The following is a 19871-nucleotide window of genomic DNA, read 5'->3' on the forward strand; positions in this document are numbered from 1 at the left end:
TCGGCAGCACCCAAATCCAGAAAGGAAAAATCACCCGCTTGACCCACCGCCCGTATCGCGGGACATATTACCCACCCGGGTCACTTCTCGATGGAAATCCCGGGTCAACTCTCAGCGGAAATCAACAGTCTGCCGAATCGAGCAGTCACCGATCATCCTCCAAAGCCATGTTGCGCCTGCGCATGTATCTGATGATGTTGCTGGGCGACATCATCGCCATTTCGGCGGGCTTCCTGCTCGCCAGCAACCTGCACATCTTTCACGAAGACAACGGGCAGGGTCTCGATCAGATGGCCCTTCTCGTTCCGCTTTTCGTCCCGATCGCGTTGCTGATGCGTGCTTACTCCCCGGCGATCATGCACGAACGCTGGACCAGCATCGGTCGCGCCACCAATGCATTCGCGATGTCCACCGCGGTGATCATGCTGGTCGCCTTTTTCCTCAAGGCCAGCGAGGGCTGGTCGCGCTCCACGTTCGTCGCCGGCGTACTGCTCTCGGGCCTGTTCATCGCCGTCCTGCGCTATCTGTTCGTGCGCCATTCAAGCGCGCTGGTAGGTGGCGAGCCTTATGAAGTCGTGGTTGTCTATGACGGGGTTCCCGCCCCTGCGGTTTCCTCGGCCAGTTGCACGATCCTTGTGGAATCCGGCGAAGTATTCAATCCTTCCCGGCTGAGCCCGGCCACGTATGATCGCTTCGCCGAAGTCATTCAGTACGCCGATCGCGTGGTCGTCCAGTGCCCGCCCGAACGCCGCCAGATATGGGCGCTAACGCTCAAGGGCGCCAACGTGCAGGGCGAAGTCATCGCGCCGGAAATGACCGAACTGTCACCGATCGGCGTGGCGCGGCAGGACGGCACGCCCACGCTGATCGTTTCACGTGGGCCGCTGGGCCTGAAGGATCGTATCATCAAGCGGCTGTTCGACATTGCCGTGGCAGGATCCGTGCTGTTCCTTCTGGCGCCTTTGCTGGTGATCGTCGCCCTGGTGATCTACCTGCAGGATCGGGGACCGGTGTTCTTCGTGCAGACGCGCGTCGGCCGCTCGAACCGGCTGTTCCACATCCTCAAGTTCCGGAGCATGTATGTCGGCCGCTCGGATGCCGTCGGCAGCCGCTCCGCCAGCCGGGATGACGATCGCATCACCCCGTTCGGCCGCTTCATTCGCGCCACCAGCATTGACGAGATGCCACAGCTCATCAACGTGCTGAAAGGCGATATGAGCATCGTCGGCCCGCGTCCGCATGCCTTGGGCTCAACCGCTGAAAACCTGCTGTTCTGGCACATCGACGAACGCTACTGGCACCGTCACGCGATCAAGCCGGGCCTGACCGGACTGGCCCAGGTGCGCGGCTATCGCGGCGCCACGCACCGCAAGTCAGATCTCGTAAATCGCCTTCAGTCCGATCTCGAATACCTCGATAAGTGGACAATCTGGCGCGATGTGCTGATCCTGATCCGCACGTTCGGCGTGGTGTTGCACAAGAACGCTTACTGATACTGGCGACAGGTAAGCGGAAGCCCCTGACCTGCGGCGCATAGGCTTCCGCTTTTCACCCCGGCGAAGGTATCCGCGTTATCGGAACGCAATCACGTGGCGAATTCAGAAGGCCAGCGGTATCGTCAGCGCCAGAAACACGCTGCCCCAGAAGGCGGCGCCCAGTCCCAGTCCGACCACCATGGTAACGATAGCGCGTTCATCGACACCATCGCTGCAGAAATACGTTGCGCTTCCAGTACGACCCATCGTTTGGCTCCCACTCCAAAACATTTACTGGTTTTTCTTATTATTGTCTCAATCTGGGGCAAAGTTCGGCGATTTGCAAGAGTCCCGCGGCGGTCATGACCGGCACGCCAGCGCACGCGGCGGTGCCTCCCGTCCGGCAAGCGCGCCGCAACGCAGCATTTCATGCGCAGGAATGAGCCGAAATTCCACTTCCGGTGCGGTCGGGATGACTTGTTGTTCTATTCGCACCGCAACCTGGCGCGCCGGCAGTCAGGTGCGAAACGGCCGGGAATTACATTCCGGCGGTGATGATTTCGCGGTCTTCCCCGTCAAGCACCAGCGCCGTCAGCGTTCCGGTCCTGTATGCGCCGGTATCGATACCGATTCGATTGTCCGCCCAATCAACCGACGCGGTGATGCTGTGCCCGTGCACGACCACCACGCCATGATCGGTGGCATCATCCAGAAATCCCTCGCGAATCCACAGCAGGTCGTTGCGGCCTTGCCGCGCCAGCGGCACGCCGGGGCGAATACCCGCATGACAGAAGAAGTAATCGCCCGACCGCGCTGACAGCGGCAGACGCCCCATCCATTCCATCAAATGCGCGGGAATGCGCTCGCGCATGGCGGCAATGGTATCTGCCGGGTCGGCATCCGCCTCTGGCACGGCAAGGCCATAGCTGCGGAGCGTCTCATCCCCGCCGGAACGTATCCAGGGCCGCAAGACACGACCGTCGCCGCCATAGACGGCCATCATCATGTCTTCGTGGTTGCCCTGAAGCACGACCACGTTTCCGGTCGTCTTCTGCAGATTGTACACATGCTCGACGACCGGCGCGGAATCCGGCCCCCGATCCACCAGATCGCCGACCAGTACCAGATGGCATCGCTTGCCCGATGCACCACGCTGATGCGCGCTGACCCGGTCCAGCAGCTCGGTCAGCAAATCGAGACGGCCGTGGACGTCACCGATCGCATAGACGCGGTCACCCTTGGCCGTTGCCGGAAGCCTGGGGCGGCGGCGAAAGAGAAATCCCATGCTGTCTGCCTCTCTTTCTGCCCGCGGAATTGCCTGTTCGCTGTCCACCACACCGCCAGGGCTGTCAAGCACGGTGCGGAGGCCGGACAACCGCCTACGACCAGTGACGAGACTCTCCCGCCGTGCCGGCAACTTCTTGGCGCATCACCCTTTCTATGCCATGAATCCGAGCAGGCCGGTCCGTTCCGGAAGGGGGAATTGTGATCGAGACATCGTCGAGCCGCTGGCAGGATGATCTGGTTTGTCCACGCTGCCGCACCAGCTTGCGCCATACGCCCGATGGCGGCTTGCAATGCGGCAACTGCGCGCTCGCAAGCGTGCCATTCCCGGTGGTGGGCGGCAAGCCGGTGCTGGTCGATTTCTCCAACAGTATTCTTGATCGGGACGCGGTACTCGCCAGCGCCGCCGCCAGTCCGATCCGGCGGGGCGGATGGCGCGCCCTGCTGACCCGTGCGGTGAACGGTACTAATCGCATCGCGCCCCGCATCGCGCAGGCAATGCTGGCAAGGCTGGCGATGCCGGGCACGCATCGCGCCCGCGTACTGGTGGTGGGCGGCGGCGCGATTGGCGCGGGGGCGGAGGCACTCTACGCAGCGGCAGACATCGATCTGATCGGCTTTGACATCTATGCCTCGCAAACAACCGATTTTGTGGCCGATGCTCACGCAATTCCGTTCGCCGATGGCAGCATCGACGCCGTATGGATACAGGCCGTGCTTGAACACGTCGCCGATCCCGGGCGGGTCGTGGCGGAGATCGTCCGCGTTCTGCGGCCCGGCGGGCTGGTCTTCGCCGATACGCCGTTCCTCTGGCCGGTGCACGAGCAAGCCTATGATTTTACGCGCTGGTCGCCCAGCGGCCATCGCTGGCTGTTCCGCGATTTTGCAGTGATTGCGGCCGGGACGTCCTCCGGACCCGGCACCGCCAGCCTTCTCGCCCTGCGCTATCTCGCGGCTGCGCTCACACGCAGCAACAAGTTGGGGCAATTGCTGACGCTTCCGCTCGTCTGGCTCCGCCTGCTCGACCGGTGGTGCGCGCCGCGCCGCAGCCTGGACGCGGCGGCGGGACTGTTCTTCTTCGGTTGCAAGACCGACCGGCCACTCGATCTCAAGGGGCTGGTACGGTTCTACGACGAGCAACTGCCGCTGGAAGCCGCCGCCCGCAGCGGCAACATCGCACAGACCAAGGTGGAAGGTACGGCTTCAACGCCGCCAGGATAGATCAGGGTGTGGCCGGCGCGGGAACCGTCGATGCAGGCGGTGGCGACGAAGGAGAGGCCGGCGACGGACGCGGCGGGGGCAATGATGCCGGTGCGGCGGGTGGCGGCACCAGCTTCAAGCCTGGCAATCCGTCCACCTTGGCATTCTCATCAAGCCCCACGACGCACTTGTAACCTTCCTTCAGCGCGATGGCGACGCCCGAAGCGGCAAGCCCCGCGCGACTGTCCGGATGCGCTGCCACGTAATCGACGAACTTGCGCCGCAACTCGCTCTGCGAAATCGTGCCAGGCACGCAAAACTCGCGCTCGCCCAACCAGATTTCATAGGCGCGCATCGTATCGTAGACCGCCGTGACATAGGCGAAGCAATAGGTGATGCCGGTCGGCGCGCTGTCATTGCAGCGATCCGCGAGTTCGCCCGCCGTGAGGAAACCCAGGCGTCCCGTACCGGCGGCCGCAAGCAGGGTTAGCGAAGCGATCAAGGACACCGGGTGCTCCATTCATGCCGGATGCGGGAAATCCAGACGCCTGGCCGCCGTGGCCATCCCATCGCCCCTGGCGCGGCTACCGTCAAGCTGCTCTGATGAGCGAATCCGTCGTAATGATGCCCCGCTGCGTCCCTTCCAGATAGACCGCGGAAAGGATGCCCGTGCGATAGGCGCCGGTATCGATGCCGATCCGGTTGTGCCGTACCTCGGGTTCGGTATGAACGCTGTGACCGTGCACGATCACCGCACCGTGATCGCCGAGATCGGACAGAAATTCTCCCCTGATCCAGAGGAGGTCGGTGGCAGTCTGGCGGTTGAGCGCCACGCCGGGCCGCACGCCCGCATGGCAGAAAAAGTAATCGCCTGACCGCGCGCGCAACGGCAAGGCGCGCAGCCAGTCGATCCAGGGACGCGGAAAGGAACGATTGAGCATCGCGGTATAGCCCGCGATGTCCACATCCTCATCCGGATCAGGCGGCGTTATGCCAAAGCTCTGCAGAGTCTGCTTCCCCCCCACGCGCATCCACGCCTTCAGCATGCCCGGCTCGCCATCGAGCGCCCGCAGCATCAGTTGTTCGTGGTTGCCCTGCAGCACCAGGACCTGATCGGTCTCGCGCGTCAGATCATACAGAAAGCCCAGCACCTTGGCCGAATCCGGCCCGCGATCGATCAGGTCGCCCAGCAGCAGCATGTGCTGCGACCGCGCGGCGGGCAGCCCCGCATCGTGTTCGTCCAGCCGCGCCAGCAGGGCAACCAGCAGTTCATAGCAGCCATGCACGTCGCCGATCGCGTAGATGCGTTCCCCACGATCCGTCGCCGGGCGGGCGCGCTGCCCTGCCGTCACGCTTGCCATCGTCTGATCTTCCGCTTCGCCAAGCCTATCTCCAGATACCAGTTTCCAGTGGTGACGCTGGTTTAGCGCCATCAACCCAAACCGCATATTAACCGCCGGGTTTCATGCGCTGTCAACCGACGGCGCGCCCGCTCCGCCAGCCTGCGCGGAAGCGCGGTTCCGCCAACCGGCTAGGGTCCTGACCCTAGATAAGAACGAAATCGTGCGCGGCCAGCGTGGCGGTGTTCTCGAAGTGTGCGAACAGCACGGCAGCCTGCGCCCCACTACCGTCCGCGTCATAGTAGAGATCGCCGCTGGCCTTGTCGTACAGCAGATGCTGATCCGGCGTCATCGCCTGCTTGCCGATCACGAAAGCGCCTTCGGCCAGCGCACCGCCATGGCCCAATGCCGAAAAGATCCCGCTGTCCAGCACCAGCTTGTCGGTTCCGCTCTTGAACGAACGGATGGTGTCCACGTCGCCATGGCCGATTGCCGTATCGAAGTAGATCGTGTCCACTCCACTACCGCAGCGGATGGTATCCGATCCGCTACCGCCGTGAAACTCCGTGGCGTAAGTCGCGCCGGTGAGAACATCGTTCCCGGCGGTTCCGGTCAGCTTGGCGGACAATGCGTTCCATTTGGCATCGAGATCAATCGTCTTGACGATATTGCCGGGGTCTATCCGATCGACATGGATACCGGTCAGCACACCGTTCGCGGAATAGGCATAGGTGGTCACCGCCGAATTGGCGACTTTCACCATGTCCCACGACAGGAGCTTGAAGGCACCGTCGTAATGCTGGGTAATCGTTGATCCGTCCGATTGAACGATGGTCTTGTCCGCGCCGACAAGGTTGAAGGCGGCGTCGAAGTGCTGGGTGACCCCCAGTCCGGCCATCACCTTGTCCGCCCCGGTCAGAACGAAATTGGCATCAAAGTGCTGGGTAACCACGCCATCCGACTGGACGATGGTCTTTTCCGCGCGGACGAGCGCATCCGCGGCGTTATAGAACTGCGTCACCGTGCTGCCGTCAGCCTGAATCACGCTGTGCTTCGTCAAGAGCTTCGCCCCGGACGCGTCGTACTCCGACGTCCAGATGGAGCCGACGGTGGAATAGTCCGAGACCGTGCTGCCCAGCGTCTTTCCGGCGCCGTCCTGATGCACAGTGGTAATCGCGCTATCCGCCTTGGTCGACGTGTCTACCGCAACGGCCTTGCCGGCCGCATCGAAGGTGGTGACCACCACATGACCATCCGCTTGATGCACGGTCTTCTTGGTCAGCACGTTGCCATAGGCATCGCGTTCTGTCGTCGTGCCATCCACGGTGGTGGTGGCCCATGCGGCCTCAAGCGCCTTGTTGGGCGCGCCGATCGTGGAAACCGTGGTGCCTTCGCCCGTCACCACCTTGGTCGTCTGCGATCCATCCGCGTTCTGCGTCGTCAGCGACAGATCGAGATTCTTGACGACCAGCCGGCCCGTGCCCGAGACGACTTCGGCCCCCAGTTCGACCGATCCGACATATTCATCCGCCGAAACGATGTGCAGCGCCTGCAATGCCTTCAGGACCGCGGCCACATCGACCGTGGCGGTGGGCAGATCCTTGTCGAACACAACCGCGGTATAGGTGTCCTTGTGATAGATCGTGGCGGTTTGGCCGTCGGGCGATACATACGTGCCGATGGCGGCGCCATAAGCCTCGAATGCTCCCTTGTGCACCCAGATCATCACTTCGTTGGTGATCGTGCTGGCGTTGCCACCGGGCTTGCTCGTCAACCAGATGTCGTAGGCGACGTTGAAGCCGCCGAGGTTGCCCGTATAGGCGAAATCCTGTTTGGCCGTGAACGCGGTGATGTCTCCCACACGCGCGGGAAAGACGTGCTCGGTATCCGTCGGATTCACGCCGGCCGGGTTCAGCGGACTAATGCCGAAGATGAGTTCCGGGAACGCCAGGATCGTGGGCGTCAGGCTGGTGGAAAGCGGTGCCGACCAGGAAAAGGTTGCCCCATCGGTCACATTGCCGGGCGAGAACTGGGTCGTGACCATCACGTCCTTGCCCCAGGCCAGGCCGCTGATGTTCCAGGTGTTGTTCAGCGCATACCAGCCGTTGAAATTCCAGCCGGCGCCGGGCCGGTCGATCACGATGGCACCGTCGGCCGCCGAAACTGGCGCAAGCGGCAGATCGAAATCGGCCGCCGTCAGGCTCGACAGCGCCACACCACGCAAGACAAGGGTTTCAGAGGATGACAACGTGACCTTGACATCCCCGCCGACCTGCTTCGAGCGGGCCAGCAGGTCATCGAACGACGTGATCGCATAGCCATCGAGATCGACCACATCCCATCCCGGCTGGAAGTTGACGATCGCGTCGGAACCATTCCCGGCGGCAACGCGGAACACGTCCGCACCCTTTCCGCCGACCAACACGTCGTTCCCGCCCAGGCCGTTGAGCGTGGCGCCCGTGTTGCCCGCGACGATCAGGTTGTCGAGATTGTTGCCCGTTCCCCAGTTCGATCCCGCCGAAACGAGGTACAGGTTTTCGACATTGCCGGGCAGCGCCATGCCACCCCAGAAGCGGACGTAGATCGAATCCACCCCGCCGCCGGCATTTTCGCGTACCGTCGAAGCCGCGTCCCACAGGTTGTAGACGTCATCTCCGGCACCGCCGACGAGCGTATCGCCCGCTATGCTGTGGAAGATATCGTTACCTGCGGTGCCGTTGCGAACCCCGCCTGCCGATCCCGTAATCGTCCAGTTAGTAGTCTTGCCGGATTCCGGCATGACTTTTCCGATGGCATTGTAATACATCGCTTGCGCCCCGACCAAGTTGGGTCGACTTATGGGGCAAGCGAATTGCGCTTAAGTTAGACGCAAAGGTAAACTGCGCATTATATATTTGCCGATGATAGTGCGGCCAGGCCCTCAAAGCAGGCTTCACCGGCAAGCCCACGCCGCGGACTTTCAGCCTTGGGCGCGTCCCGCTCCCGTCACCCGGAAGTGAGGCGATCGACCGGATGCCCAAGCGAGCAGCGGCCGCTCCACAAGGCGATGCACGATGATCCCGGCAACGATCGCGCCCCCGACGAACACGAAGTACAGCCCGGCAAGTGGCACATGCGCCGCCAATGGGCGGGCGAGCCGAAACAGAATCAGCAACACGGGGTTGTGCACGAGATAGATCGAGAACGACGCGTCGCCCAGGGCTTCGGCAGCGCGCGACAGAATCGTATCTTCATGGGGAGCGACCAGCGCCAGCCACACGAGCGGCGCCGCCAGCGCAGTCCACGCCGCGGCCCGCCAAAGCCCGGAGGGGATGGCGGTCGCTTCCACCACGACATCGGCCGCGATCACGGCGAAGGCCGCGACCAGCAGGCCCGCCCACGCCCGCGCACGCAGGATCGGCGCCGAGCGCAGATAGAGGATGCCCAACAGGAAGCCGGCAGCGAACTGGAAGTTCGCACCAACTTCGCTGCCCATGAGCAGGACTTTCAGGAACTCTGCGGCAAGCGGTCTGTCCGCCAGCGCGGACAACAACCCGGCCTGGGACAGCGCGGCATAAACCAGCGGCGCCGCAAACCAGGCATAAAGCAGCCAGATCCGGCGCCTTGTTCCCAGCAAAGCCACCGCGAACAGGGCATAGAAGATCAGTTCGTGGCGCAGGGACCACAGCACATTGGGCTTCAGTTCCCCGACGGGCGACAGAACCAGTGCCCTCAGCATTGGCCCCCATTCGACCTGATGTGTTCCGGCATAGCTCAGGAGATTGTAGCCAAGGGTGCACAGCCACATGAACGGCACGATCCGCACGAAACGCCGCCAGGCGAACGTGCCCGTGGACACACGGGCGTCACCCTGCCCGTTCAGCGAAACAAAAACGATAATGAAGCCGCTGATGACGAAGAAGATCGAGACGCCGAAGGCCCCGGTGTCGAGGATGGGGAACGGACTGAGGCCGAAAAATTCGCCATGTCCCATCATGGTGTTCGCGTGCGACACCACGACCATCGACGCCGCAAGCCCCCGCAACAACTGGATGCCAACGAGGCGATGCCCCGAACCAGCCTGACCGCTCACCCGACCGCCTTTCCGATGTCATCCGGCCTTGCCGGCCTCGTCCCCGTCGTCGGCACTTTCACTCTCCTGAATCTGCCGGACGGTGTCGGGATCGTTGCCGCGCAGCAACGCCAGTGCAACATATTTCCCTGGGAGTCCGTCCTGAAACAAGACATCCCGCGATGCAACACATGGATAGTCATTGTGATCAACGTCATACTGTTCTATACTGCGAATGCGTAATATGTGACCCTGACATGAGGAAGACCGGACCGGGCATGATGAAAGTTGTTGCTTTCCTTCGCATCCTGATCAGCGCAGTTCTGCTTTGCACGGTGACCGCCTGCGCGGGCGCGCCAGCACAGGTCGTTTCCTCTGGCGATCGCTATGTCGCGAACGCGAACACGGATACCATCGAGGATTACAAGCTTGGCGCGGGCGACAAGATTCGGGTCACGGTCTTCAACGAACCAACGCTTTCCGGGGAATTCGCGGTCGGATCATCCGGCAACCTTTCCCTGCCGCTGATCGGTGACGTGCAAGGCACGGGCCGGACGCCGCAGGAAGTGGCCCTTGCCGTGCAAACGAAGCTGGCCGATGGCTATCTGCGCGATCCGAAGGTCAGCGTCGAGGTTATCAATTTCCGGCCCTTCTTCATTCTCGGGGAAGTCAAGGCGCCTGGCCAGTATCCCTATTCCGCAGGCCTGACGGTTCCCAACGCCGTCGCCACCGCGCAGGGCTTCACCCCGCGCGCAGCGCGCGGCATCGTCTATATCAGGCGGGCAGGCACCACCGAGGAAGTGGCGTTTCAAGTCAGTCCTGATCTTCGAGTTTTGCCGGGCGATACCATTCGCATCGGCGAGCGTTATTTCTAACCGTTTTCTTCTGAATCGTTTTCTGCAGCACTCTTGAGTTGATAAAGTCGCACTGAGGGTCCCAGGCTGCATGACTTCTACAGGGAGTTGTAAAATGCTGGGAAAAAATCGAGGAACCCGCCTGCTGGCGGCGGGATTGGCAACGGTATCGCTTCTGGCCATCGTGCCGGATTTCGCCGTGGGCCAGAACGGAAGTGGCGCGCCGCAAAGCACCGAGACCTGCGCGCTGAGCGGCCCCGTGCTGTCCGAGTTCGCCAAGCTTCCGGCCAACGCGACGCTGGAGGACTACGAAGGCGCCACCCTGTTCGCGGTGAGCCAGGTATCCTGTTCCAACGAGGCGGCCATTGCCGCCCTTGAAAGCCTTGCCGGCACGCCGTCGCTTTCCGCGGTGCAGCGGCAAGCCATCCTCAACGTCGCGGAAGCGCTCAAGCGCCGCACCCTGCGGCGAGGCACCGGGGCGATCAATGGCGGTGGCGATGGCTTTGGCAACAGCGCATTCGGCTCGCCCGTGGTCGGCGTTGGCGGCGGTTCTTCGAACTACACGTCGTAAGGCCACGCGCCCGCGCCGCGAAGGCCGCGCATTGAAGGATTAACTCTGCTGTCTGCGACCGGATCGTCCGCCTGGGTGGAGGTTTCGCGAACTGGGGAAACTATAAAGTGAAACGGTTCAACATCATCGGTTCGTTCACGCTGGCGCTCGTCGCCACGGCCGTGGCGACCTCGGCTCACGCCCAATCGGCGAGCGGTTCCGTCCTGATCGATACCGCGATACCGCCGGATTTCGACAAGGGCCGCAACGTTAGCGTACAGGAAAAGGCTCGCCCGGATTACGATCCGCTGGGCATCAACGTTGGCTCCTTGAACGTTTTCCCCTCGCTGAGCACCTATGCCGGACTCACCGACAACGTCCTGCTTTCCGGCAGCAACCGCGATACCGATGGCTTCGCCGGCATCAGCCCTGCGCTGCGCGTCGAATCCGACTGGAACCGCCACCAGCTGCGCGCGCGCGCGCGTGGCGATTTCCAGCGCTTTTTCAGCACGCCGCGCCGCAACCAGAACAACTGGGATCTTGGCGTGCTCAGCCGGCTGGATGTACGTTCAGACATCGCCGTCACCCCGGAATTCCAGATCGGCCGCATCTATGAAACGCCATTCTCGGGCGGCATTCAGAGCGATTTTACGGTCCTTTCAAGCTACTTGCGCACCTATGCCGCCTTGCGGGGCAGCTATCAGGCCGGCCAGGCGCGCACGACGCTGGCCTTCGACTGGACCAATCTCGATTTCAGCACGATCAACGTGGGCAACGGCACGATCCGCAGCCAGCGGGACCGCAATCGCGAGGCATGGCGCGTCACCGGGCAGGTCGAGTACGCGCTTACCCCAAGCGCCACTGTCTTCGGCCAGTTGGGTTACGAACGCGTCGATTATGACAATCTGCTGCTCAGTGGCGCTCCCAACCGGTCATCGGATGCGGTCCGCTTCCTCGCGGGGATGAATCTCGATCTGGCGGGCCTGCTGCGCGGTTCGATCGGCGTGGGCTACACGCACCGCAAATATGATACCCCCTCGCTCTATCCCACGCTCGATGGCTTCGCGGCGCAGGTCCGGCTGGAATACTTCCCGTCCGAACTCACCACGCTTTCGCTGTCCGCAAGCCGCACGATCGAGGATTCGAACATTCTGGGCACGACCGGCTATTTCGACAACCGGATACGGGCACAGATCGATCATGAGATGCTGCGCAATCTTATCTTAAGCGGTTCGGTGGACTATTCGCACCAGAACTATGTCGGAACGAACCTGAAGAATGATGTCGTCGGAGTTCGCGGGCAGGCTCGCTATCTGGCGAATCGCAGGCTGAATCTGAATTCGACGATTTCCTACACCAGCCGCAACCGCAACGGGGCGGGGTTGGGTTCCGATTTCGACGAGTTCCGCGTCCTGTTCGGCGCAACGCTGCAATACTGATCTTGGTGCACCGCGGAAATCAATGTTATAGTGCACCGCACAATCGTCTGAGGAATCCATAGAGACATGGAAGTTACGCATCAAAACGAAGCACCAGCGGGACGCTTCTCGGACTTTGTGCAAAGCGCTCAGGACACCTTGCGGCGGCGGTGGCTGACGCTGGTTATCGTAACCGTGGCCATCACTGTCGCAGGTGTTGCCGGGATTTCCCTGATCACGCCGCGCTATACTGCGGCCGCGCTGATCCGCATCGACCCATCGCGCAATCCGCTGAATAACAAGCAGCCTCAGGAAGCGCTCAGTCCCGAATCCATCGAGACCGAGGTTGCCGTCCTTAGCTCCACGGAACTCGCGCAGCGCGTCGTCAAGGCGCTGAAGCTTGAGAACGATCCGGAGCTGCTCGAAAGCGTGCGCAAGGCCGGCAATGTCAGTGGTGATCGCGATGCGGCTCTGGCGAGCGCACTGCTCGACCGCCTTTCGGTCAGCCGCGACAAGCTGACCTATCTGATTTCCGTTGGATACACCTCCGAAGACCCGCAGAAGGCCGCGCGTGTCGCCAACGCCGTCGCGGAAGGGTATCTCGACCTCAAGGTCAACACTTCGACCGGAACGGCGGCCCGGCAGGCCGACTGGTTCCGCGAACAGCTCGACAAGCTGGCCGCCGAAATGCGCGCGGCCGACGAGCAGGTTGCGCAGTACCGCGCCCAGGCGGGCCTCGCGCAGGGTTCCGGCTCAAACGCCGGCACGATCGTCGACCAGCAGGTTGGCCCGCTGTCCAGCCAGCTGGCCATGGCCGAATCCGATGCCGCGGCCGCACGCGCCGCGCTCAGCACCGCCGAACGCCAGATCCAGCGCGGCAATCTCGATTCTGTCGAGCAGGTCCGCAATTCCCCGGTGATCAACGACTTGCGCCGTCAGCGGGCCGAAATCCTGCGCAATCAGGGCGAGGTGGAGGCCCGTTACGGCCCCAGGCATCCGGAAAGCATCCGTGTGCGCGATCAGCTCGCGTCGATCGACCAGCAGATCCGCGACGAAGCCGAACGCGCCGTGGCATCCCTGCGTGCCAATACGACGGCCGTGGAAGCACGCGCCGGAAGCCTGCGCTCGACGATGGGCCGCGTGGCGGGCGAACAGGCCAGCAACACGCGTGCGGCCGTGATCGCCGACAGCCTGGAGCGCGATGCGGCAGCCAAGCGCGCGGCCTATGACCGCATGTCGCAGATGTGGCTCGAATCGACCCAGGCGTCGCAGAATCAGATTTCGCAGGCCGTGATCGTCAACCGGGCCGACGTGCCCACCAAACCCACCTTCCCCAAGCGCCTGCTGATGAGCGTGCTGTCGCTGGTCGTCGGCCTCGCCGCGGGCATCGCCACGATCATCTTCCAGGAAATGATGGTTCGCGGCCTGCGCACGATCGACGACGTCGAATCCACGCTCGGTCTGCCAGTGCTGGCCGCCGTGCCCAAGCTGCCGCGTTCATCGAACCCGGGGCGCACGCTGCTCGAAAAGCCGACCTCGCTGTTCAGCGAATCGTTCCGTATTGCCAGGGCCGCCATTCTGGGGGTCAAGTCGGCCAAGCCGCCGAAGATCATTGCCTTCACGTCCGCGCTGCCCAGCGAAGGGAAGACCACGTCGTCGCTGTCGTTCGCCCGTACCCTGGCGCTCAACGGCTCACGCGTGATTCTGGTCGATTGCGACGTTCGCCGTGCCCAGGTGCGGCATATCGTCGAGAACCCCGGTTCGGGGCCAGGGCTGGTCGAGGTGCTGCACGGCACCGCGAGCGAAGCGGAAGCCATCCACCCGGGCGATGTCGAAGGCATGGATCAGCTTCTGGTCTCCGCGCCGTATTTCAGTTCCGAAGACTTGTTCGGCAACGACGGCATGGTCACGCTTCTGAACAAGCTGAGCGACCGTTACGATTTCGTGGTGCTGGACCTTCCGCCGCTGGTGGGCCTGGCTGACGGCCGCTTCCTGGCCGCAATGGCCGACGCCACCGTTCTGGCGGTGCGCTGGGCTTCCACGCCGCCTCAAGCCGCCGCGTCCGCCGTCAACTGGCTGCAGTCGGACGGCTCGAACCCGATCGGCGTGATCTACACGATGGTCGATTCCGCGGCCGAGGCGATCGGCGGTCTCTATTATTCCAAGAAGTACACGCAGTACTATCGCGCCGCGGCCTGATGGAAGGCGGTCGTCGGGTTTTTCCGTATGACCGCCTCGTCAGCTTGGGCGTTGCCGGTGCCGTGCTGCTGTGCCTTGCGCAGTCCATCGGTGTCATCCGGACGGAACAGGCCGTTGCGCCGCTGATCCGCCAGCTCGGCGTGTTGAGCCTCCTGGCCGAACGCAACTATCCACTTTCGGGACCGTCGCTGCTTCAGGCGGGCACGGATAGTCTCCCCCCGCGCGGGCTGTTGTCGTCGGCCAACATGAAAGTGCTCGCAGCTGGCGCCGAAAACGATCCGGTGTTGCGCAGCCGGCTGCTTGATGCCGCGCGCACCGACGCCCTGCAAGCCACCGCCACGCGCCCCATCTGGGGGGAAGCATGGACAATGGTGGCCTTCAGCACGGCCCAGCGCCGGGGCGAGCGCGATGCCGAAACGCGCAAGGCGTTCGAACGCAGCTATGCCGATGCCCCATACCAGCGCAATGCTGGCGCCTGGCGCGTCGCCTATGCCTTCCGCAACTGGTCCGACCTGTCGCCGGAAACGCGATCGCGCAGCGTCGCGGAAGCGGTCTGGCTCGCTCGCATAGACAAATCCCTGCGCGATCGCGTGTTCGCGATGGCACGGCAATCCGACGCTTTCGTTCCGCTTCTTACGGAATGGCGCCGGTCACGGCTTGGAGACGCCGACTACCGGAACCGGGCGGGCAGTGCCCCATAACACGCCGGCCAGGAACATGGCGAAACAGGTGGTCGCCGGCACGTCCAGGCAGATATCGATCATGCCGTTGGCGAACAGAAAGACGAGAGCCAGCGCAATGCCCCATGCTTCCAGCGACCGTCGCCCGCCCGAAAAGTGGCGGACTACAGGCACGGCCACCATCGCCGCCGCCGCCAGCAGAAACAGCAGATAGGGCAGACCGCCTTTCAGCAGCAGTTGCAGCAGGATGTTGTGGGGCGAATTGACCGTCCACGCCGCTTCGGCCACCAGCGGATCGGGCAACAGCATGCTGTTGAGCGTGGGAAAGCCGCCCGGCCCATAGCCGAACCATGGAGAGCGCCACGCCGCTGCGAGATAACGCGACCACATTTCGGTCCGCACAGCGGCGCCAACGTCCAGTTCGCCAAGGCGGCGCACGACGACATCGGCCATCCCGGCCAGGCTGATCACTCCGACAAGACCCGTTATCAACGCGATCCGGAGAAGCCCCCCCCGCGTTCCGCCGCGCGCCAGCGCGCGTGCGCCAAGAACCGCCAGCAGCAGCCCCGCAACGAACAGCGGAAACCGCGATCCGGCGTAGAGCATCACCGCAAGGCACAGTATGACCAGCCCCAACTGCGCGGCTATGCCGGGATTGCGCACCAGAGCGCGCCAGGGTTGCCGCTGGTGCCGCAAGCGCGCGGCGACCCGCGCTGCCGTCAGCAACAAGGCGATGCCGGCCAGAACCGCCTGGATATTGGCGTTGCTCGCCAGACCGGTCAGCCGCCCATTGCGAAACATGGGAACGTCGAACGGCCCGGCCAGCACGCCCGTCCCCATGAGCAAAGACAGACCGAGCTGGAGCGCCACGATTATCAGCCAGATATCAATCAGGCGCACCACCGGAACGTGTCGATACCCGATCAGCGCGCCTGCCAGCAGCGCCATGACGGCAGCATGGAAACCGACGATGTTGCCCGTCGCCATGTCTGGTGCCAGCCAGGCCCCAGGGGCGAGCAGCGGCGCCAGCGCGATCCACGCCATCGCCAGCAGCACCGGGCCGATCACCGGCAGGAACGCTCGCCAGAAGGTCAAAGGCACAGGGCGGAACAGCAACAGCAGCAGGTAGAGGCCCATGACCAGGCAGGCCATTGCCCTACCCTCCATGCTGTCGAACGAGGCGAAGAAGAACCCGCACGACAGGGCCAACGCCCCGGCAACAATCTCGATCAGCCCCCGAATTTTCGCGAACGGGCCTTCGGGAACAGCGCCCAGCCTGTCGGCAGACAGTACCGGCCTGTGCGTCCTACCTGGAGATCCCATTCCCAGAGGCATTTCAGCGCGCCTGCTCCACCGCACTGCACTCTTCCTCGCCGGCGGCCGAAATCGTGCCCGGCCGGCACGGCGCCGGCTCGCCATAGATCCAGCCGGAACCGGTGAAACCGACATAGACCCTGCCGAACACGTTCTTGTCGCCTTCGATTACCGTCACCTGATCCAGACGATCGAGCGGGAAACCGGTCAGCCGCTGCCAGGTTCGCGCGTTATCGACAGACCGCCAGATGCCAAAGCGACCGCCGACCCGCCCGGAAACGAAGATTGTGGGCATGTCCGAGCCGCGCGGCGCCTTGCCGAAAGCGACATCGTCCACGCCATCCACGTCCTCCAGAACGGTCCATGTCTTGCCACCGTCGACAGATCGCCGCAGTCGCGAATCACGGGATTTCGGTTGCCCGTTGGTCAGGAACAGCCAGCCGGCCTTCCCCGGCACGGCCCGCAACTTGGCCGCGCGCGAACTGTCTGGCACGACCTGCCCCGCGAAAACACGGCTCCAGCGCTGCCCCTTGTCGCGCGTGACCCACACCCCCGCGAGCGAGATGTTGTCGCCATCGCCGCTGTGTAAAAGATAGAACGTTCCGGGCGCAGCCCGGTCCGCCGCCAGCGTCTTCCGTTGCGGCCAATAGTCCTTGAACGATCCGGTATGCGGGAGCATCTCGCCCGGCAACACCACGCGCGACCATGTCCGGCCACGGTCAAGCGTATAGAAGGGCGAGCGGTTGAATGCCGGTTCCCACACGATGTTGTCGGGATCGTCCGACGAAACCGCGATCGTGCCGAATGACATGCGCCAGGGGTCGGCCGGATCGGTGCCCGGCGGCGTGGGCAAACTGGCGAAGCGCGTCCACGTCCGCCCCCCGTCCTCGCTATAGCCGGCCAGTACCGACTGCCCGTCTTCGGAACAGCAACCCATGCGGGTATCCGAAGCATTGGTGACCAGAAAGCCCGGGCGCGCGGGAGTCCAGTCCACCTGCTGCGCGGCGATCAGCATCCGCTGGCGCGGCCCGAATCCGGTCGAAAAGGCATCGAGATCCGGTTTGACGTGAATGCCGAAATCCCATGCGGCAAAAACCGGAGGGAAGCCGGGCGCACTGACCGCATCGTTGGTCACCAGTTCCTCGATCCCACGGGTACGGCTTTCCCAGACGACCGGTGCGCAGGCAGACGCAGGTTGCGCGGTGAAAACGCCTGTTCCCGCCGCCGTCCACAGCCGGCCGGACCGGTTGGGATCGAACATGATCTGGCCCGTGGCGAAATAGGCGTGGTCGGCGATGGCCAGCCACGGTGGATCGCGGTCCCCGACCTTGGCGCTGCGCGAGGCCATGTTCCATGTGGCTCCATCAACCGAGCACCACAGCCGCCCTCCCTGATCGCCGACCATCACGGTTCCGTGAGCCGGGTCGACGGCGACGGCAGCGAAGACGCGCCCGTCGGCTATACGGGCGGTCAACTCTTCCCATCGGCCGCCCGACAACCGCATCACGCGCTTTTCCTCGCCATCCGCGGCATAGAACGAGCCGTCGGCCGCAAATGCGCCGCGACGGACAAAGCGCGGCCCGCCGACGGACGCCATTCCGCCCCCATCGGCATTGCCGGCATAGACACCGTTCCCCGCGGATGCGGCCCACAATCGTGTGGTCCCCCCATCCTTTCGGAACCACACCAGAATACCCGGTGCCTGCACGCCGGGCTTGCCCGGCCGCATATCGCGCGCAGGCGGAACGGCGGCGACGCGTTCCCAGTGGCCGCCTCCATCGCCGCTGCGCCAAAGCCCGCGATCAGGGGAACCGAACGCTACAACATCCGGATTTTCGGGCGAAACCGCCATGAAAGCGCCATAGAGGCGAAATTCGCTATTGGCGTCCAGCGCGAATGCCTCGTCCTTGCCAGGCCCACCAAGCACGCGCCGCCAATGGCCGCCGCCATCGTCGGAACGGAAAACACCGTTCATGAAGGCCATATACAGCCGATTCGGATCGCCCGGCGCCACGACGATCTCGTAAACCCCGGCAGCCGCCCCGGCCTGCACAACATTCTCCTGAGGCATCGACCGGGCCGAGACCAGTTGCACCCACCGGTCCGCCGCCGCGTCCCAGCGATAGGCTCCGTACACGTCGGTTCGCGCCACCCACGTCTTGCCCGCGTCATCGGCGGACAACCCGGTGATGAACCCCCCGCCACCGATGGCCACGGGCCGCCAGGCCATCGCCTCGTTCGGGCGTGGGGCGCCCAGTGTCGATTTCGGCGGATTCCAGACGCGCTCGCCGCTGTCCTCGAACAGATGCGGCATCATGCCCCACAGCAGGGCAAGGCTGCCCAGCCCGAGAGAGATCACCAGCAGCACGGCCCTGAAAACGCGGCCGCGCGCCATCGACCCCGCAGGCGAACGCCTGCGCCAGCCGGTGCGGCCAGCCTCGATCCCGATCTGATGCACGCTGGCCGGAGCTGTGGTCACTTCATGTCACCGCGATCGCCAGGCGCGCGACCGGCATCTGCGCGCTCAGAATTCATACCGGCACCAGCATGGTCCGCACCTGTTTTCCGCTTGGAGTGAAAGTCGCTTCCTCCAAGCTATTTCAAGCGTTTAATCGTGCGTCTTGGTCAGGATATGGTAGATAGCCGCCGGATTGCTGGCAAGATACCGCAATCCCAGCCGGCGCGGTTCCTGCCACGCGCGAAACATCCATTCGATGCCCAGATTCTGCATCCATGCCGGTGCGCGAGGCGCAAAATCGGAATAGAAATCGAACAGGCCGCCGCAGGTGCGTATCCAGCCGAGGCCGGCCAGCTTGTGCCGGTTGCGGATGGCGAAATCTTCCTGCTTGGGGCTGCCGAGACCAAGCCAGAGCACGTCGGCCCCGGAAGCGACGATCTGCGCGCAGATATCGTCTTCTTCCTCGCGGGTGAAATAGCCGTTCCGCGTACCGACCACCTCCAGTCCGGGATAGGCCTTGGTCAGATTATACGCGGACTTTGCGGCGCGGTCATCGCGCGCGCCCAGGAAAAAGAAGCGCACACCGGTTTCCGCCGCGATCGCCGATGCATCGCGCACGAAATCCGTCGTCGCAACGCGTTCCCGCACGGGGTTTTTGCACAACAGCCGGGTCGCCAGCACCAGCGGCATCCCGTCGACATCGACGATATCGGCCTGGTCGATCAGCCGGCGAAAATCCGGATCGTGATGATAGTTGGTAATGACCAGTCCATTGGTCGCAACGACCACCCGCGGCATTTCAAGTTGCCCGGCACGAGCCCGCGAAACGTCGTTGACCATAACCTCGGCCAATTCAGCACGCGTCAGCCGCGAACTACGAATTCCGCCGATGTACACCACATCGGCTTCATCGGAAGCAGGCGTTCCGGCAGTGGTATCAGAAATCAGCCGCACCATAGCTCCCGATTACTTACGGCTTCACTAGCCTACATGAAGAACCAATACCAGTAGTGCAGTGCAGCATAGTGCCATGCTTAATGGTCCCAAA

General features: G+C 63.4%; 17 protein-coding genes. 7 read left to right on the forward strand and 10 right to left on the reverse strand.

Going from position 1 to position 19871, the window contains the following annotated elements; all coding sequences use genetic code 11:
* The first annotated feature begins 182 nt into the window (after positions 1-182).
* On the forward strand, positions 183-1493 hold the full coding sequence (locus EH199_RS10420) for a sugar transferase (RefSeq protein WP_190287218.1): 1311 nt from the start codon (positions 183-185) through the stop codon (positions 1491-1493).
* 105 nt (positions 1494-1598) lie between these two features.
* Here EH199_RS10420 and EH199_RS24370 read toward each other — a convergent pair whose 3' ends face one another.
* Together EH199_RS24370 and EH199_RS10425 are read right to left on the reverse strand one after the other, a co-directional pair.
* On the reverse strand, positions 1599-1742 hold the full coding sequence (locus tag EH199_RS24370) for a hypothetical protein (RefSeq protein WP_190287219.1): 144 nt from the start codon (positions 1740-1742) through the stop codon (positions 1599-1601).
* A gap of 271 nt (positions 1743-2013) precedes the next feature.
* Positions 2014-2808 carry a metallophosphoesterase family protein gene (locus tag EH199_RS10425; RefSeq protein WP_223806607.1) on the reverse strand — a complete coding sequence of 265 codons (795 nt, stop codon included), beginning with the start codon at positions 2806-2808 and terminating at the stop codon, positions 2014-2016.
* 152 nt (positions 2809-2960) lie between these two features.
* Between EH199_RS10425 and EH199_RS10430 the strand changes: the two genes are divergently transcribed.
* A complete protein-coding gene (locus EH199_RS10430) occupies positions 2961-3980 on the forward strand; it encodes a class I SAM-dependent methyltransferase (RefSeq protein ID WP_124809202.1) in 1020 nt (339 codons plus the stop codon).
* Between the two features lies 1 nt (position 3981).
* Here the strand turns inward: EH199_RS10430 and EH199_RS10435 are convergent, their stop codons facing one another.
* From EH199_RS10435 to EH199_RS24975, 5 genes are all read right to left on the reverse strand, one after another.
* Positions 3982-4467 (reverse strand): Rap1a/Tai family immunity protein, encoded by a 486-nt coding sequence (locus EH199_RS10435; protein ID WP_124809203.1) that lies wholly within the window; start codon positions 4465-4467, stop codon positions 3982-3984.
* Positions 4468-4549: 82 nt separating this feature from the next.
* Entirely contained in the window at positions 4550-5320 is a 771-nt protein-coding gene (locus tag EH199_RS10440; protein WP_124809204.1) for a metallophosphoesterase family protein, read from the reverse strand.
* A 184-nt stretch (positions 5321-5504) separates the two neighbouring features.
* The gene (locus EH199_RS10445) at positions 5505-8078 is read right to left on the reverse strand and encodes a hypothetical protein (RefSeq protein ID WP_190287220.1); all 2574 of its coding nucleotides are present in this window, start codon (positions 8076-8078) and stop codon (positions 5505-5507) included.
* A gap of 180 nt (positions 8079-8258) precedes the next feature.
* On the reverse strand, positions 8259-9371 hold the full coding sequence (locus tag EH199_RS10450) for an acyltransferase (protein ID WP_124809206.1): 1113 nt from the start codon (positions 9369-9371) through the stop codon (positions 8259-8261).
* Between the two features lie 18 nt (positions 9372-9389).
* Positions 9390-9521: a hypothetical protein gene (locus EH199_RS24975; RefSeq protein WP_255420452.1), complete on the reverse strand. Its 132-nt coding sequence runs from the start codon at positions 9519-9521 to the stop codon at positions 9390-9392.
* 11 nt (positions 9522-9532) lie between these two features.
* Here EH199_RS24975 and EH199_RS10455 point away from each other — a divergent pair, with 11 nt between their 5' ends.
* The 5 genes from EH199_RS10455 (at position 9533) to EH199_RS10475 (ending at position 15072) form a co-directional block, all read left to right on the forward strand.
* On the forward strand, positions 9533-10225 hold the full coding sequence (locus tag EH199_RS10455) for a polysaccharide biosynthesis/export family protein (RefSeq protein ID WP_223806608.1): 693 nt from the start codon (positions 9533-9535) through the stop codon (positions 10223-10225).
* A 94-nt stretch (positions 10226-10319) separates the two neighbouring features.
* Positions 10320-10775: a hypothetical protein gene (locus EH199_RS10460; RefSeq protein WP_124809207.1), complete on the forward strand. Its 456-nt coding sequence runs from the start codon at positions 10320-10322 to the stop codon at positions 10773-10775.
* Between the two features lie 107 nt (positions 10776-10882).
* Positions 10883-12193, forward strand: a complete 1311-nt coding sequence (locus EH199_RS10465) for an outer membrane beta-barrel protein (RefSeq protein WP_190287221.1) — start codon at positions 10883-10885, stop codon at positions 12191-12193.
* 66 nt (positions 12194-12259) lie between these two features.
* Entirely contained in the window at positions 12260-14371 is a 2112-nt protein-coding gene (locus tag EH199_RS10470) for an AAA family ATPase (RefSeq protein WP_124809209.1), read from the forward strand.
* A gap of 44 nt (positions 14372-14415) precedes the next feature.
* On the forward strand, positions 14416-15072 hold the full coding sequence (locus EH199_RS10475; protein ID WP_190287222.1) for a hypothetical protein: 657 nt from the start codon (positions 14416-14418) through the stop codon (positions 15070-15072).
* Here the strand turns inward: EH199_RS10475 and EH199_RS10480 are convergent.
* The 3 genes from EH199_RS10480 to EH199_RS10490 form a co-directional block, all read right to left on the reverse strand.
* Positions 15022-16386 carry an O-antigen ligase gene (locus EH199_RS10480; protein ID WP_190287223.1) on the reverse strand — a complete coding sequence of 455 codons (1365 nt, stop codon included), beginning with the start codon at positions 16384-16386 and terminating at the stop codon, positions 15022-15024. The two genes, EH199_RS10475 and EH199_RS10480, sit on opposite strands and share 51 nt — an antisense overlap.
* A 1-nt stretch (position 16387) precedes the next feature.
* The gene (locus EH199_RS10485; RefSeq protein ID WP_223806609.1) at positions 16388-18844 is read right to left on the reverse strand and encodes a sialidase family protein; all 2457 of its coding nucleotides are present in this window, start codon (positions 18842-18844) and stop codon (positions 16388-16390) included.
* A gap of 129 nt (positions 18845-18973) precedes the next feature.
* Entirely contained in the window at positions 18974-19621 is a 648-nt protein-coding gene (locus EH199_RS10490) for a WecB/TagA/CpsF family glycosyltransferase (protein ID WP_223806610.1), read from the reverse strand.
* Positions 19622-19871: the final 250 nt, after the last annotated feature.

Origin of the sequence: Novosphingobium sp. LASN5T, assembly GCF_003856955.1 — a bacterium.
In the GTDB taxonomy this organism is placed as follows: domain Bacteria; phylum Pseudomonadota; class Alphaproteobacteria; order Sphingomonadales; family Sphingomonadaceae; genus Novosphingobium.

Excerpts from the sequence above, each read along its gene's own strand:
- EH199_RS10420 (WP_190287218.1), top strand. The coding sequence starts at position 183 with ATGTATCTGATGATGTTGCTGGGCGACATCATCGCCATTTCGGCGGGC.
- EH199_RS24370 (WP_190287219.1), bottom strand. The coding sequence starts at position 1,742 with ATGGGTCGTACTGGAAGCGCAACGTATTTCTGCAGCGATGGTGTCGAT.
- EH199_RS10440 (WP_124809204.1), bottom strand. The coding sequence starts at position 5,320 with ATGGCAAGCGTGACGGCAGGGCAGCGCGCCCGCCCGGCGACGGATCGT.
- EH199_RS10445 (WP_190287220.1), bottom strand. The coding sequence starts at position 8,078 with ATGCCGGAATCCGGCAAGACTACTAACTGGACGATTACGGGATCGGCA.
- EH199_RS10455 (WP_223806608.1), top strand. The coding sequence starts at position 9,533 with ATGCAACACATGGATAGTCATTGTGATCAACGTCATACTGTTCTATAC.
- EH199_RS10460 (WP_124809207.1), top strand. The coding sequence starts at position 10,320 with ATGCTGGGAAAAAATCGAGGAACCCGCCTGCTGGCGGCGGGATTGGCA.
- EH199_RS10470 (WP_124809209.1), top strand. The coding sequence starts at position 12,260 with ATGGAAGTTACGCATCAAAACGAAGCACCAGCGGGACGCTTCTCGGAC.
- EH199_RS10480 (WP_190287223.1), bottom strand. The coding sequence starts at position 16,386 with ATGCCTCTGGGAATGGGATCTCCAGGTAGGACGCACAGGCCGGTACTG.
- EH199_RS10490 (WP_223806610.1), bottom strand. The coding sequence starts at position 19,621 with ATGCCGCGGGTGGTCGTTGCGACCAATGGACTGGTCATTACCAACTAT.